This window comes from Flaviflexus equikiangi (assembly GCF_014069875.1).
In the GTDB taxonomy this organism is placed as follows: Bacteria; Actinomycetota; Actinomycetes; order Actinomycetales; family Actinomycetaceae; genus Flaviflexus; species Flaviflexus equikiangi.
Map to the genome: position 1 here is coordinate 2,094,143 of NZ_CP059676.1, position 13,420 is coordinate 2,107,562.

Sequence of the window (13,420 nt, forward strand, 5' to 3'; positions counted from 1 at the left end):
ATAAGCCAGCGCCTGGGGAGCAGTGCTATGTCGAGCCCACCATCACGCCCGGAACGGATACCTCTGACTGGCGGAGCCGGATCCCGCGTGGTCGATTCGCATGTGCGCGTGCCGGACAGTTCTCGCGGCGATAGTGTGGGGTGACGGAAAGGAACATGGATGGATTCAGATACTCGCCACAACGCGGTTCTCGCCGCAGCCACGACAGCCGCCTACTACGCACTGCCTGATATCACGCGCTCAAAGGCGCTCCGCACGCTCGGGAAGACGGGGCTCATGGTCGGATCCTCCCTCCATGTCATCGCCGCGGAGCAGCCCCACTACCGTGAGAATGCGAGAGAATTCGGGGAGTTCCTCCGCGGCGCAGACGCGGACACCCTCCGTGTCACCGCAGCGATGCTCACCGCGGTGAGCATCGCGGCGACAGCCGCGACCATTGCCGGTGAGAAGGCTATCTTCCGCCGTGGGGAACGGCGCCGCGCAGAGGGCCGCCGCCTGCCCCACACCCGGCAGGCTCTCGTTCTGGGTTTGCTCAGCGGCCTGCTTGTCGTGGCGGCCGAGAGGATCGAGATCTCCTAGAGCCACCCTCGTGCGTGATGACGGTTCGGGCGCACCTCGTGCTGATCGACGCCGCCGCCGCATCCTCAGCTGGGCCAAGGCTCTAGTTGCTCTCAGGCAGTGAGTTCCCGGTAGAGTTCATCGACTCTGCCCGCGATCTCGTCACGTACGAGCCGCATGCGGTCCATGCCGTCGATGCCTCGATGTGAAGGCTCATCGAGGATCCACACGTCGACACGCTTCGCCGTATCGAACAGTCCCGGGTCGGCCTCGTCTCCGAGGAGAACAACCCTGTCGACGGAGCGGACGATCTCCGGGTCGATCCCTTTCGGGTACTCCCCTGCGGTGGATGCTCCGACCTCATCGAGGCTCTCCGCGGCAAGGGCGTTGACGCTCGAGCCGGGCTTCGTCCCACACGAGTGGACGTCCACGCCCTCTTTCATCCGCATGAGGGCCGCAGCGATCTGCGACTTCCCGCCGTTCTTCACGCACACGAATAGAACAGATGCCATGATGCCTCCCAGAGTTATCTCTGCCAGAGTAATGGTGCGAGATGACGGCTCGGTGACGAGAAGGTGAACCGCAGGCGTTTCCCAGATCGCGTCGTCCGGTCGTTCGAGGGCAGAGAGGAAGGGGCAGCCGGTGGCTGCCCCTTCCTTCAGTCCAGTGGACTACTTGATGCGGGTCCCGACGGAGCCGAGCTGCTGGCAGGCTTCGACGATACGGTCTGCCATGCCCTTCTCTGCGGCTTTGCCCCATGCGCGGGGGTCGTACTGCTTCTTGTTGCCGACATCGCCGTCAACCTTGAGGACGCCGTCGTAGTTCTTCAGCATCCACTCGGCAACCGGGCGGGTGAAGGCGTACTGGGTGTCAGTGTCGATGTTCATCTTGATGACACCGTTCTTCACTGCCGTGGCGATCTCTTCCGAGGTCGAGCCGGAGCCGCCGTGGAACACGAGGTCGAACGGCTTGTCCTTGCCGAACTTCTCGCCGATCTCCTTCTGGATGTCGCCGAGGAGCTCGGGACGGAGCTTGACGAAGCCCGGCTTGTAGACGCCGTGCACGTTGCCGAAGGTCAGTGCGGTGAGGTAGCGGCCGTTCTCGCCGAGGCCGAGAGCCTCGACGGTCTTGAGGCCGTCCGCTGCGGTCGTGTAGAGCTTCTCGTTGATCTCGCCGACGACACCGTCTTCTTCGCCGCCGACAACGCCGATCTCGATCTCGAGAATGGTGTTGGCCTTCTGGGAGAGCTCGAGGAGCTCCTTGGCGATCTCGAGGTTCTCCTCGAGTTCAACGGCAGAGCCGTCCCACATGTGGGACTGGAAAGAGGGAAGCTGGCCGTTCTTGACCTGCTCGGCCTCGATCTCGAGGAGCGGGCGCACCCAGGAGTCGATGTTCTGCTTGGCGCAGTGATCGGTGTGGAGCGCGACAGTCACGTCGTAGTTCTTGGCAACTTCCTTCGCGTAAGCGGCCATGGCCAGCGAGCCGGCCACACGATCCTTACGGGTGGAACCGGACCAGTACTCGGCTCCGCCGACGGAAACCTGGATGATGCCGTCGGACTCTGCCTCGGCGAAGCCCTGGAGCGCGGCGGTCAGTGTCTGGGAAGAGGTGACGTTGATGGCCGGGTAGGCGAAGCCCTGCTTCTTCGCCCGGTCGATCATCTCGTTGTATACCTCGGGGGTTGCAATAGCCACGGTGGAAATCTCCTTCGATAGACGGCCTTAACCACTGCTCATTGTCTCACGATCGGCCCGCAAGCGATAGGACGGGAGGCCCCCTTTGTGAGGACTTTTGCTCGTTCTTGGGCTGATTTATGAGGGATCACACACATTCGGCGGAGGCAGTGAGCGTCCGTCTTCTCTACATGGTCGAAACACTGCCCCGCCGCACGCCTGGATGATCAGAATCCCCGATCTGCGACCTCCGCGCGAATCGCATCGATCGTCGCACCCGAGCGCAGGAGCACATGGAGGAGGAGACGGACCTTGCGGGCCGTGAGGAAGCCCGCCGGGATCACTCCCCGGCGGATAAGGTCCTGTTCGGATCCGGGATAACCGTAGGAGCGTTCAAGTGTTGTTCCGCTCCCCGTCCGAGACGCCATGACCACGGGCAGGCCGTCGGCGACGAGCTTCTCGCACCTGTCGGCAACGGGCTCGGACAGATGGCCGACGCCCGAGGCGGCGACGACGAGTGCGGGCGGTGCCATGGTCATGATCGCCGGGATCCAGTCACCCTCGTCGGCGAAGGGAGACTCGATGAGCGGGATGCGAATGGGCTCCGCGTCTGGCGCGGGGAGCGGGCTGAAGCGGCGCACCGGCGCCAGCATCATCCGCAGGCGACGCTCAGCCACCCTCCCAACCGGACCCCACCCCGATGACTGGAAGGTCCACACTCCGGTCGAATGCGTTTTCGACACGAGCCGGGCCAGGTGGACGGTGTCATCAAGGACGACGAGCACTCCCATGCCCCGAGCATCCTCGGAGGCTGCCGTCACGATTGCGGCCAGAAGGTTGGCGGGCCCATCAGCCCCCGGCAGGTTCGGCGACCTCATCGCCCCCGTGAGGACGAGAGGCTCCTCCCTGTCCCACAGAAGGTCGAGCAGGAACGCGCTCTCCTCGAGAGTGTCCGTGCCGTGAGTGAGGACAACGCCGGCCGCACCATCATCGACCGCTTTCCGTGCAAACGACAGAGCATCGATGATGTTGCCCGGAACGATCGCGGGGGATGCGACGTTCGCAATCGTCGTGGCCCTGATGGTGGCGATGTCGGCAAGCGCAGGAACAGCTGCCACGAGATCGTCTGCCCCGAGCTCCGGCTTGACGGCCCCCGTGCCCTCTGCGGACATGGCGATCGTGCCGCCGAGCGCACCGATAGCAATAACTGGGTGAGACATTAGAAACCTCCGAGGATAACGGCAACGGCCGCGACAAAGACCAATCCGGCGAGCTGTGAGGGGCGCTGGAATCTATTGGCGGACTTCAGCTCAGACCCTGGCACAACGGGGATCGTCGTGGCAAGCGCGGCCACGGGGCCGCCCGTCAAGAAGTACTGCATGATCGAGGTGGGACCCGCCGCGGCGACTGCCGCCGCCAGCGGATTGACATCGCCCTGGGCGACAACGATCGTCAGCATCGGCAAGATGATGGCGGCGGAGGCTGAGTTCGACTGGGTCAGCAAGCCCGCCACTGCGGACACGAGCACAAGAGTGATGATCGGAGCCGCATCGATGAGCGGCTCGAACCAGCCGCCGAGCAGGTCGGTGATGCCGATCGAGGCGATGACACCGGACATGTAGAGGAAGCCGATGGTGGCGATGAGGGGGACCGCCACGCGTTGGACCGATTCGAGCATGGAGCGCTCCGCCGCCATGGGGTTGACCCGTGCCATCGCCATGACGATCACGCTGACCACGAAGCCGACCGCGAAGACCGGGTACCCCATCGCGAAACCGACGACCAGGAGAGCGAAGGGCAAGAGCACCCACCACACGCGCGGTTCACCGTCCGCGCGCTGGAAGTCTGACAGTGCCTCCCGAGCATCGGCCGCGGAGAGCTTCTCTGATTTCTTCACGTCCGCTCTCATGCGGGCAAAGGACACTCCGAAGATTGTCAGCGCGGTGGCGAGGCCGATGGCGTTGATCCAGCCGAAAGTGATTCCCGTGGTGGCGATAACGGCGAGAAGGGTTGGATGGGTGAAACCGGCAAAGTTGCCGAGATGGCCGGCGTGCGCGTGCGTACCCGCCGACTTGTCTGGGCTGACTCCCAGCTTCACAGAGGCCGGGCCTGTCACAACGGCGGTGATGGCTGGCTGCGTGAAGCCGGTGAAGGCTCCGATAAGGCCGGCGGCGATACCGCCGGAGGCGGCCACCCCGGGCCCTCCGCCGAGCTTGCTTCCCTGCCGGATGATGGCGTTGACCAGGATCCGCAGGTAGCCCGTATGCTCCATGGCGCCGATGAAGATGAGAACTCCCGCCATGTCGGCAATGACGGGATTCAGTCCGCCGATGACGAGAGTCTTGATCGTGGTCACGTCACCATCACTCGTCACGGGAATGCCGAAGACGAGCGCCGCGAGAGTCGCCCCCACGATTGCCGTGGAGTAGAGCGGAGTCTTCCCCACCACCATAAGGATGAGAGTCAAAGCCATTAAAAGTTGAGCTGCTATCTCCACGAGAGCGCTCCTTTCACTAACAGATATTTGTTATACGATATATTTTCTTTCTTCTGCGATATATGGACCTATGTCCCTCGGCGCACTACCGGATAAACTTGCTCGAACCAACCCAAGGAGTGCTACATGGCCACAGATACGTCAGCGAGAGGGTCTCTGGGCCGAATGTCGGTGCCGACCACTCAGGCCGATTATGCGCACTCCGAGATTCGCAAGGCCATCATCACCGGCACCTTCAAGTCTGGGGACCGGCTGGTCCAGTCCGAACTGGCCGCAGAGCTTGCCGTCTCTGTCACTCCCGTACGAGAAGCACTGCAGCGCCTCAAGGAGGAAGGCCTCGTCGCCTCGCTTCCGCACAGGGGAACAACGGTTGCCATGCTCGATCTCGCCGCAGCCGAAGAGATCTACGCCATGCGGAAGCTAGTCGAGCCCCTTCTGATACGGAAGACCTTCTCCTCCATTACCGCTTCGGACATCACCAAAGCTCGCGAGCTCGTCGCCCGAATGAGAGAGACCGATGATCTACTCGCGTTCGCTGACCTCAACGAGCAATTCCACGAGACAACGATGAAATACGACGACTCGTGGACCTCCAGAATCGTTCATACGCTGGCGGGAGCGTCGTCTCCATACGTATCATTCTCACTCCGCCTTCGGCCTGAACAGATCGGGGACTCCCACGTCGCGCACGACGACATTATCAACGCCATCGAAGCCAACGATGTTGAAAGGGTGGTTGCGCTCGAGCTTGCGCACCTCGACTCAACCATCAGCATCCTTCGAGAACTGGGCGACCGAGTCTGATCAGATTTCCCCGCACGGGACCTGGCGTATGGTGAGAGAAAAGGAAGGCTGGCATGGTGAACGACGACGATCGCGACGCGAACAGCAATTTCGACCTTTTCCGCAACAAGAGGGTCATGTACCCGACGATTGCGGGGCTTCTCCTCGTCGTCGGCATCCTGCCCTATCCGTTGTTCTTCTAGAGCTGTCAATCCTCTCGCCTCGTATCGGGGACGGGGCCGTATGATGGCGGGCATGACGCTACGAGTTGGTTACCTGTCCCGCACACAAGCATCATCTATCGACTTCCCGCACCCTGTTGAACTCATCGACCTCGAGACCGACACGGTTGAGGGACTGCGCGATGCTCTTCTGGCCGGCCACATCGACATCGCCGTCCATGCGGACGCGAATCTCCCGCTCGACCCCCAATTCGTCCAAGCCATTGCCCACCGCGAGAACCCTCAGGATGCGTTCTGCGGGCCCACCGACTACCGGGGCCTGCCGCACGGGGCCAGGGTCGGCACGGACAGCGCCAATCGGGCGGCCCAGCTCAAACATTTCCGTTCAGATCTCGTACCCACGGAGGTTGCCGGTGATCTCGAGGAACGTCTCGCACACATCGGCGATGGTCTGGACGGGATCATCGTCTCTCGCGCCGAGCTGACCTGGCACGGCCTGACGATTGGGCAGGACCTTCCCTATGAAGTGATGGTCCCCGTTGCCGGGCAGGGCGCTCTCGCGGTCGAAGCGCTCGCGACATCGGCCGATGTTCTCGCCGGGATCGAGGACTCCGTCGCGCGCATGGAGATGGTGGCTGAACAGACCTTCGCCGCGGAGCTGGGTGGGCTCCCGTCCTCTCCCGTGGGAGTCCTCGCAAGGTCGACAGGAAAGACGGTTGCCCTGCACGCCCGCTTCCTCGGGGACGGCACGAAGGTTGAGATTCGGCGCAGCTCGAGCAATCCGCTCACTCTCGCCACCGATCTCGCGGCAGAGTTCGTCAGGCGCGGCGTTCGACCATGATCAGCGCCGTCGAGGATTTGGCACGTCTCCTGAGTGCCGGCAACGTCGTTGTCGTGTCCGGGGCCGGCCTCTCGACCGCTGCGGGACTGCCGGACTATCGAGGCAACGGGGGCGGCGAGACACCATCCGTCACGTACGACATGTTCGTGTCCAATCCGATGTGGCAGCGCTGGGTGTGGCAGCGCAACCAGGAGACGTGGCGCGCGTTGGATGCTCTTGCTCCCACCCGCGGGCACCTGCTCCTGTCATCGTGGGAGCGGGACGGCATCATCACCGGCACAGCCACCCAGAACGTCGATGGTCTGCATGCCAAGGCGGGATCGGTTCGAGTGGCTGAGATGCACGGGTCGTTCACCCGCGTCGCCTGCATCGACTGCGGGGAGATCACGTCCCGCCGCGAGCTCGATTCCCGCTTGAGTGCCCTCAACCCCTACACGGTGGATGATCCACAACCGGGCCATGCGGCAGTACTCGCCGAGGCGGATAGCGGGGCCGCCGCAGCATCGACATTCATCGTTGCACCGTGCGCCACATGCGGGGGCACGTTGAAACCGGACATCGTGTTCTTCGGTGAGACAGTCCAGGCACTGGATGAAGCATTCGAGTTCGCGGATGATGCGAAGACGATCCTCGTGCTCGGCTCGTCGCTCCTTGTCATGACGGGGATGTGGGTGGTCAGCCGGGGCCTCTCATCCGGGGCGGCTCTTGCCATCGTCAACGCCGGCCCCACGCAGGCCGATCGGTTGGCCGATCTGCGCATCGACACACCGATCGACGCCGTCCTTGCCGAGGCGGATGCTCTGCTGCGCGGGGAATAGCAGGCAGGTCCGGCTTATCGCCCGTACTGGTGCTCGGTCGACCAGGCGTGCATGGCGATCGCTGCGGCGGCCGCCACGTTCATCGACCGAGTCGACCCGTACATGGGGATCTGGCGCACCTGCGCACATTCTCTCAGGAGCTCTGGGGATATTCCGTTCGACTCTTGGCCGAAGACGAGGATGGATCGCTCCGGGAGCGGTGTCGCCTCGAGGTCGGTACATCCCGGTACGTTGTCGATCCCGATGATCGCGTAGTCGTTCTCAGCGGCCCAGGCCGCCAAGTCTGCCGGTTCGGGCTGGTGGATGATTGTGAGATAACGGTCGGTCACCATGGCGCCCCGCCGGTTCCACCGGCGCCGGCCGACGATATGCACCCCGCCGACGTTGAACGCATTACCGGTTCTCACGATCGAGCCGATGTTGAGATCGTGCTCGAGGTTCTCGATCGCGATGTGGAGTGCTGCCCGGCTCGTCTCCAAGTCTGCTTTGATGGCATCCACGCTCCACATCCGGTACTTGTCGACCACGTTCCTCGTATCGCCGTTCGCGACGAGTTCGGGATCGAGCCTGGGATCGTTCGGCTCCGTCATCGACGTGTCTCGTCTCCGCCGTCGACGGCCCTCCCACCATCACGCCTCGGATCGAATCCGCCGCGCTGACCGCCGAAGCCGGGTGCTCCGGGTTCCGGGGCGGGCTGCCACGCATCAGCCCCATAGCGGCCCAGGTGACCATCCGTGTCCGTGAAGGAAACGCGCGGAGCCTGGCGGACGCTCTCTGCGGTCTCGAAGTACTCTGCGCGCCTGAAGGAGAACATGGAGGCGATGATGTTCCCGGGGAATGACTCGATCGTCGTGTTGAGGCCGGACACGTTCGAGTTGTAGAAGCGGCGTCCTGCCGCGATCCGATCCTCCGTGTTGGCGAGTTCTGCCTGGAGGTCACGGAACGGACCGGAGGCTTTCAGGTCCGGATAGTTCTCCGCCAGGGCAACGACTCCCGCCAGCGCACGCGACAGGTCACCTTCGCGCTGTGCTCGTTCACCGGTCCCCCGCCCCTGCTGGGCCCTTTCCCTCATCGCCGTCACCTCCGCAAGGACGGCCTGCTCGTGGCTGGCGTATCCCTTGACGGTCTCGATGAGGTTGGGGATGAGCTGGTAACGGCGGTGCAGCTCGACATCGACCTGCTTCCAGGATTCCTGAACCTGGTTGCGGAGCCGAATGAGCCGGTTGTACATGCTCACCACCCACACGACGAGGATGACGATGAGGAGGACGATGAGGCCTACAACAACCGAGACGTTCATGATGGACTTCCGTTTCTCTCAGGGGAGTCGGGCACTGCTGGGCAGCGCCGCGCAATGATGGTGCTTAGCGAAGCTCATCGATCGAGAGGGCGGCCAGGTAGGGCACACCAGCATCCTCGATCTTCTCTTTCGCGCCGGTCTTCCGATCGACGACGACTGCGACCGCCACAACCTCAGCACCGGCCTCGCGCGCTGCCGCGAGCGCCTCAAGGGGAGACCCTCCCGTGGTCGATGTGTCTTCAAGGATGACGACCTTGCGGCCGACAATCTCGGGGCCCTCGATCCTGCGCTGCATGCCATGGCCCTTGGCCGCCTTGCGTACGACGAAGGCGTCGACATCGAGGCCGCGGGAAGCTGCCGCATGCATGATCGCCGTGGCGACGGGATCCGCCCCCATGGTCAGTCCTCCCACGGAGTCGATCTCGGAGGCGCCGAAGCCCGCCTCTTCGAGCATGTCGAGCATGACGTGCCCGATCAGTGGGGCCGCCTCGTGGTGGAGGGTGGCCCTCCTCATGTCGACGTAGTGGTCGGAGACGAGGCCGGAGGCGAGTGTCACCTCGCCTTCGATGACGGCAAGGTCTCGGACGAGGGCGATCAGGCGTTGGCGCTGTGTGTCGTTGCTCTTCACGATGCTCAGTCTACGCGAGCGGGGGGTGCGATGGAGGGGCGGGGAACCTTCAGTAGGCTCGCCGTCCTCGGCAGGTCCTAGTCGTGCCTGCCTGAGCGGCCGGGGCCCGCGACAGAGCGGACGAGCCTCCGCGGTGCAAGGCGGAGGAACCCTGCAGCTGCCGCATAGAGCGGGGATGGTGTGACGATGACGCGGCCGCGCCGGACAGCGTCGAGGGACCTGGAGGCGACCTTGTCGACGGGGATGAAGGCGAGGTCGGGCCACTGGCTGGCATCGACCTGGGTGCGTTCGTGGAACTCGGTGTGGACGAGGCCGGGGCAGGACACGGTGACACTGACACCGTAGGGTTTGAGGGTTTCGGCAAGCCCTTCGGAGAAGGTCCGCACCCACGCCTTATGAGCGGAATAGGTGCCCTGTGCCGTCAGGGAGGTCATGGAGGAGACGTTGAGGATCGCACCGTAGCCGCGTCTGGCGAACTCGTTCGCGGCACTGTGGCAGATGATGAGGATGGCGCGGGCCATGACATCGATGGCCTGGAGTTCACGTTCGAGGGAACCGCCGATGAAGTCCTGCCCCAGCCCGAATCCTGCGTTGTTGACGACGAGACCGATGGGCTTCTCGCGACTGGCTGTCCTGTCTGCGACCGCTCGGGCGCCCTCCTCGGTCGCCAGATCAGCACTCAGCACCTCGATGCTCTGACCCGTGAAGTTCCGGAGCCTGTCGGCATAGTCCTCGAGAGCGGCGGTGTTTCTCGCAACGAGAACGAGGTCGTTGCCCTCCCCTGCGAGCTGCCACGCGATCTCTTTGCCGATGCCGGACGTTGCTCCTGTAACCAGTGCTGTACCCATGTGTCGAGCCTAGCTGGAATAATGGCCCCCATGAGACTTGTAACGTGGAACGTGAACTCCATCCGCACTCGCATCGATCGCGTCATCGGGTTCCTCGAACGCTCCGATACTGATGTGCTCGCGATCCAGGAGACCAAGTGCAAGGTCGAGCAGTTCCCGTATGCGCCTTTCGAGGAGGCCGGCTATGAGGTTGCGGTTGCCGGGCTCAATCAATGGAATGGTGTCGCTCTGATCTCCCGAGTCGGCCTCGAGAACGTCCGCACGAGCTTCGATGGTCAGCCCGCTTTCGCGAAGCCGGACAAGGAACCCGTGGTCGAGCCCCGTGCGATCGGTGCCACCTGCGGCGGGGTGGATGTGTGGAGCTTATACATCCCCAACGGGAGGTCGATCACCGACCCGCACTATGCCTACAAGCTGTCCTTCCTCAACGCGCTCACCGAGTATGGTCGGTCGCGCCTGGCGGATGATCCCGCGGCGCAGATCGCCTTCGTGGGCGACTACAACGTGGCCCCGCTCGACACGGATGTGTGGGACATCGAGGTGTTCCGCGACAACCTGTATGTGACCGAGGGGGAGCGGAGCGCTCTTGCCGCTCTTGCCGATGCTGGCTTTGCCGAGGTGACGCGCAGCCATGAGCCTGACCAGTACACGTTCTGGGATTATCAGCAGCTGAGGTTCCCGAAGAACCAGGGCATGAGGATCGATTTCCAACACCTGTCCCCCGCGCTCGCGGAGCGCGTGAGCACAGCGAGCATCGACCGTGATGAGCGGAAGGGCAAGGGGAGCTCTGATCACGTCCCCGTCATCGTCGACTTGCTAGATTGAGTCCATGACCCATCCCGGATACCAGAGCTACGGGGCTATGCCCCCGTACGGATATCAGCCGCCTCCCCCGCCCAGCACAGCGGGGAGGACGGCGGGAATCTTAGCAATTCTCTTCTTCTGGACCGGCTCGATTGGTTGCGCCCTCGGCTTCGTCTCGATCTCCCAGGCCCGCAGGGCTGGCGCTTCGACGACTCTCGGAATCCTCGGCTTCTCGCTCGGGCTTGCCGTCTTCATCGGCATCTTCGCCTATGTCCTGTTCGGCGTCCTCGACGTGTGGGACCATCCCCTCGTTCGCGGCACATCCGGCTAGCGGAAGCTGAGCTGCTGCTCGGCCCATCCTTCGTGCACTGGCGCCCAGGGCGGTCACACGATACCGCAGAGACTAGAAACTCACCACCACATATCGATCGTGAGGCGCTCCCCTTCAGGGAGCTTCTCCTGCATCTCCATCGCGAGAGCCACGTATTCTCGGTCAATCTCCGCTCGCAGCTTCTCAGAACCGAAGACTCCCTCCATCTCCCGGAACGACTCATTGAACTTGTCGGTCCACTTCGAAACTCTGCGCCACAGATCCTCACCAAAGATCGACTCAATTTGATCGACACCGTCGATATCGATACCGAATGGTATATACGTATAATTCGGAGTGAACTCCACTTTTAACACCTCATATCATTCGGCGGAAATGATGTAATTATCAACTTATTATTCATTGAGGCGATAACGGTGGCGTGGAACGTCTTCGTTTGCCCCGATGCTTTGACAACGACAACCGGAGTCGCATAGCAGCGCTTCTGACCGGGCTGGACACTGACGCGCAGTGGATACCTCAGGGCTTGGTCTGTAGCCCAGCTCATGAAATCGCGCCAGTTGCCAGGCCCACCCATCTGCCCCGTCCAATGACCCGCATGCTTACTGCGAATGTGGTGGTAGCCCACGTCTACATTTCCGCACCTTAAGGCAATCGGACCATCAGATTTTCCATAATAATTGCGTAGGACGAAAGATGATGGAGCGACGTTGCAGATTGCATCGAGAATGCCAGAACGAGGAAGTGTCGTCGGGGGCCTGACAGCAAATGGTGTCGCGACCGAGAAGCTCTCATCTCTTGACCCGTGGTACCACTCAACGATCTCTCCGCTGTCGTCGAGCTCAACACAGACAGCATGACTCGGATCAGGATTCTCATAACCTACCGTGCTTGGCCCCCCGCCTTCCCACTCTTCCTCCGGAGAAACACCACTTCCACCGACATCCCGCCCCTCGGAGCCAGCGTGTGCAGACGCGGGCGCTAAAAGCACCACAATGGCAGTCATCATCGCCATGGATTGGATGGACATCATTATCCATCTCCCGTCAGCGCATCAATCGACATCGCCAGCTTGACATATGTGAGCGTCACCATACTCGCAAGTATCGAGAAAGTATAGAGAGAACGAGAAAGTATAAGAGAGAAGTGAACTCCAAGCTGACCATCAAAGTCATGCCGCCCTATACAAGAATGTCCTTGAAACGCTGGGACACCCAGCAGTCACAGCTCGCCATTGTCTCCTGGCAGCGCCGCGACGCCAGCGAACATCGGAGAAGCTGCCCTCCATTGACCTCATCAACGCAACGACACCGACTGCCAGCGCGGCCAGAACAACCAATCAGGCCCGTCAGCGCACCACAGTGACGTGGGTGAAGCGGATGCTCTAGAACTCCGCTTCGGCTCTCATCGCATCCGTCAGGCCGGGCCACAGCTCGATGTGCTTCTTTCCGAAGTTCTCATCGCCCAGGTAGACGCCCGCGAGCTGAACCTCGGGGTCGACCCAGAGGAATGATCCTGCCTGGCCGAAATGGCCGAAGGCGGACGGCGAGAAGGACGCTCCCAGCCAGTGCGGGTCCTTATCCGCCCTGATCTCGAACCCGAGCCCCCACGCATTGTTCTTCTGCCTGCCGTAGCCGGGGAGTATCCCGGGAAGCTCCCCGAAGCTCAGCGTCGTCGCCTCGTTCACGAGGCCGTCTGATACGAGGGTGGGAGCCAGCAGCTCCCGCGCGAACGCGGCCAGATCGGCAGCATTGCCCTCGCCGGAATGGGCGGGGGATCCTTCGATGAGAATGGAGGAGAGCCCGAGGGGCTCGAGCACTGATTGCTCGATCCAGGTCTGGATGCTCATCCCGACGCGCTCGGCCACATAGTCGCCGAGAACATCGAAGCCGGTGTTCGAGTAGATCCGGCGCTTACCGGGCTCGGAGACTGTCTCGTCCCCCTCGAAGGGCAGCCCGGAGGCGTGGCCGAGCAGGTGACGGACCGTGGCCGGCCCTGCCTGTTCGTCAAGGTCGATGAGATGCCGATCGACCGCGACAAGCACGGAATATGCTGCGAACAGTTTTGTGACGGATGCGAAACGGAAATTATGTTCGATATCGCCACGATTTTGTATGACTTTGTCAACTGAGCTGAGAATAACGGCGTCCACGTGCT

At 62.5% G+C, this 13,420-nt stretch carries 17 protein-coding genes; 7 read left to right on the forward strand and 10 right to left on the reverse strand.

All coding sequences use genetic code 11. The features are described 5' to 3' along the window. Positions 1-159: 159 nt before the first annotated feature. The gene (locus tag H2O75_RS09625) at positions 160-579 is read left to right on the forward strand and encodes a peptidase S9 (protein ID WP_182171380.1); all 420 of its coding nucleotides are present in this window, start codon (positions 160-162) and stop codon (positions 577-579) included. A gap of 92 nt (positions 580-671) precedes the next feature. Here H2O75_RS09625 and H2O75_RS09630 read toward each other — a convergent pair whose 3' ends face one another. From H2O75_RS09630 to H2O75_RS09645, 4 genes are all read right to left on the reverse strand, one after another. Continuing rightward, positions 672-1,070, reverse strand: coding sequence for an arsenate-mycothiol transferase ArsC (locus H2O75_RS09630; protein WP_182171383.1), 399 nt, complete (start codon positions 1,068-1,070; stop codon positions 672-674). Between the two features lie 159 nt (positions 1,071-1,229). Beyond that, positions 1,230-2,252, reverse strand: a complete 1,023-nt coding sequence (fbaA, locus tag H2O75_RS09635; RefSeq protein ID WP_182171387.1) for a class II fructose-bisphosphate aldolase — start codon at positions 2,250-2,252, stop codon at positions 1,230-1,232. Between the two features lie 206 nt (positions 2,253-2,458). Further along, a complete protein-coding gene (locus tag H2O75_RS09640) occupies positions 2,459-3,451 on the reverse strand; it encodes an asparaginase (protein ID WP_182171390.1) in 993 nt (330 codons plus the stop codon). After that, positions 3,451-4,698: a transporter permease gene (locus H2O75_RS09645; protein WP_220462728.1), complete on the reverse strand. Its 1,248-nt coding sequence runs from the start codon at positions 4,696-4,698 to the stop codon at positions 3,451-3,453. Before H2O75_RS09645 ends, H2O75_RS09640 begins: the two co-directional genes overlap by 1 nt. 156 nt (positions 4,699-4,854) lie before the next feature. Between H2O75_RS09645 and H2O75_RS09650 the strand changes: the two genes are divergently transcribed. The 4 genes from H2O75_RS09650 to H2O75_RS09660 are packed head-to-tail and all read left to right on the forward strand — an operon-like array spanning position 4,855 to position 7,352. Next, the gene (locus H2O75_RS09650) at positions 4,855-5,532 is read left to right on the forward strand and encodes a GntR family transcriptional regulator (RefSeq protein ID WP_182171396.1); all 678 of its coding nucleotides are present in this window, start codon (positions 4,855-4,857) and stop codon (positions 5,530-5,532) included. A 53-nt stretch (positions 5,533-5,585) separates the two neighbouring features. Next, complete coding sequence (locus H2O75_RS10940) at positions 5,586-5,714, forward strand: hypothetical protein (protein ID WP_259365248.1); 129 nt, start codon at positions 5,586-5,588, stop codon at positions 5,712-5,714. A 52-nt stretch (positions 5,715-5,766) separates the two neighbouring features. Then, complete coding sequence (locus tag H2O75_RS09655) at positions 5,767-6,534, forward strand: hypothetical protein (protein WP_182171399.1); 768 nt, start codon at positions 5,767-5,769, stop codon at positions 6,532-6,534. After that, positions 6,531-7,352, forward strand: coding sequence for a Sir2 family NAD-dependent protein deacetylase (locus H2O75_RS09660; RefSeq protein ID WP_182171402.1), 822 nt, complete (start codon positions 6,531-6,533; stop codon positions 7,350-7,352). The genes H2O75_RS09655 and H2O75_RS09660 overlap by 4 nt, the downstream gene beginning before the upstream one ends. Positions 7,353-7,366: 14 nt before the next feature. Here the strand turns inward: H2O75_RS09660 and H2O75_RS09665 are convergent, their stop codons facing one another. The 4 genes from H2O75_RS09665 to H2O75_RS09680 form a co-directional block, all read right to left on the reverse strand. Then, on the reverse strand, positions 7,367-7,942 hold the full coding sequence (locus H2O75_RS09665; RefSeq protein ID WP_182171405.1) for a TrmH family RNA methyltransferase: 576 nt from the start codon (positions 7,940-7,942) through the stop codon (positions 7,367-7,369). Further along, positions 7,939-8,652: a LemA family protein gene (locus tag H2O75_RS09670; RefSeq protein ID WP_182171408.1), complete on the reverse strand. Its 714-nt coding sequence runs from the start codon at positions 8,650-8,652 to the stop codon at positions 7,939-7,941. The genes H2O75_RS09665 and H2O75_RS09670 overlap by 4 nt, the downstream gene beginning before the upstream one ends. A gap of 64 nt (positions 8,653-8,716) precedes the next feature. Next, positions 8,717-9,280, reverse strand: a complete 564-nt coding sequence (pyrE, locus tag H2O75_RS09675; RefSeq protein ID WP_182171411.1) for an orotate phosphoribosyltransferase — start codon at positions 9,278-9,280, stop codon at positions 8,717-8,719. Positions 9,281-9,357: 77 nt separating this feature from the next. Further along, a complete protein-coding gene (locus H2O75_RS09680) occupies positions 9,358-10,128 on the reverse strand; it encodes an SDR family NAD(P)-dependent oxidoreductase (RefSeq protein WP_182171413.1) in 771 nt (256 codons plus the stop codon). A gap of 30 nt (positions 10,129-10,158) precedes the next feature. Here H2O75_RS09680 and H2O75_RS09685 point away from each other — a divergent pair, with 30 nt between their 5' ends. Both H2O75_RS09685 and H2O75_RS09690 read left to right on the forward strand, forming a co-directional pair. Beyond that, entirely contained in the window at positions 10,159-10,953 is a 795-nt protein-coding gene (locus tag H2O75_RS09685) for an exodeoxyribonuclease III (protein ID WP_182171415.1), read from the forward strand. Between the two features lie 4 nt (positions 10,954-10,957). Then, complete coding sequence (locus H2O75_RS09690; protein ID WP_182171417.1) at positions 10,958-11,263, forward strand: hypothetical protein; 306 nt, start codon at positions 10,958-10,960, stop codon at positions 11,261-11,263. 80 nt (positions 11,264-11,343) lie between these two features. Here H2O75_RS09690 and H2O75_RS09695 read toward each other — a convergent pair whose 3' ends face one another. Beyond that, a complete protein-coding gene (locus H2O75_RS09695; RefSeq protein ID WP_182171419.1) occupies positions 11,344-11,610 on the reverse strand; it encodes a hypothetical protein in 267 nt (88 codons plus the stop codon). 1,037 nt (positions 11,611-12,647) lie between these two features. Continuing rightward, a complete protein-coding gene (locus H2O75_RS09700) occupies positions 12,648-13,415 on the reverse strand; it encodes a serine hydrolase domain-containing protein (RefSeq protein WP_182171421.1) in 768 nt (255 codons plus the stop codon). Positions 13,416-13,420 lie beyond the last annotated feature (5 nt).

Excerpts from the sequence above, each read along its gene's own strand:
- H2O75_RS09670 (WP_182171408.1), bottom strand. The coding sequence starts at position 8,652 with ATGAACGTCTCGGTTGTTGTAGGCCTCATCGTCCTCCTCATCGTCATC.
- H2O75_RS09655 (WP_182171399.1), top strand. The coding sequence starts at position 5,767 with ATGACGCTACGAGTTGGTTACCTGTCCCGCACACAAGCATCATCTATC.
- H2O75_RS09640 (WP_182171390.1), bottom strand. The coding sequence starts at position 3,451 with ATGTCTCACCCAGTTATTGCTATCGGTGCGCTCGGCGGCACGATCGCC.
- H2O75_RS09625 (WP_182171380.1), top strand. The coding sequence starts at position 160 with ATGGATTCAGATACTCGCCACAACGCGGTTCTCGCCGCAGCCACGACA.
- H2O75_RS09680 (WP_182171413.1), bottom strand. The coding sequence starts at position 10,128 with ATGGGTACAGCACTGGTTACAGGAGCAACGTCCGGCATCGGCAAAGAG.
- H2O75_RS09660 (WP_182171402.1), top strand. The coding sequence starts at position 6,531 with ATGATCAGCGCCGTCGAGGATTTGGCACGTCTCCTGAGTGCCGGCAAC.
- H2O75_RS10940 (WP_259365248.1), top strand. The coding sequence starts at position 5,586 with ATGGTGAACGACGACGATCGCGACGCGAACAGCAATTTCGACCTTTTC.
- H2O75_RS09630 (WP_182171383.1), bottom strand. The coding sequence starts at position 1,070 with ATGGCATCTGTTCTATTCGTGTGCGTGAAGAACGGCGGGAAGTCGCAG.
- H2O75_RS09665 (WP_182171405.1), bottom strand. The coding sequence starts at position 7,942 with ATGACGGAGCCGAACGATCCCAGGCTCGATCCCGAACTCGTCGCGAAC.
- H2O75_RS09685 (WP_182171415.1), top strand. The coding sequence starts at position 10,159 with ATGAGACTTGTAACGTGGAACGTGAACTCCATCCGCACTCGCATCGAT.
- H2O75_RS09690 (WP_182171417.1), top strand. The coding sequence starts at position 10,958 with ATGACCCATCCCGGATACCAGAGCTACGGGGCTATGCCCCCGTACGGA.
- H2O75_RS09650 (WP_182171396.1), top strand. The coding sequence starts at position 4,855 with ATGGCCACAGATACGTCAGCGAGAGGGTCTCTGGGCCGAATGTCGGTG.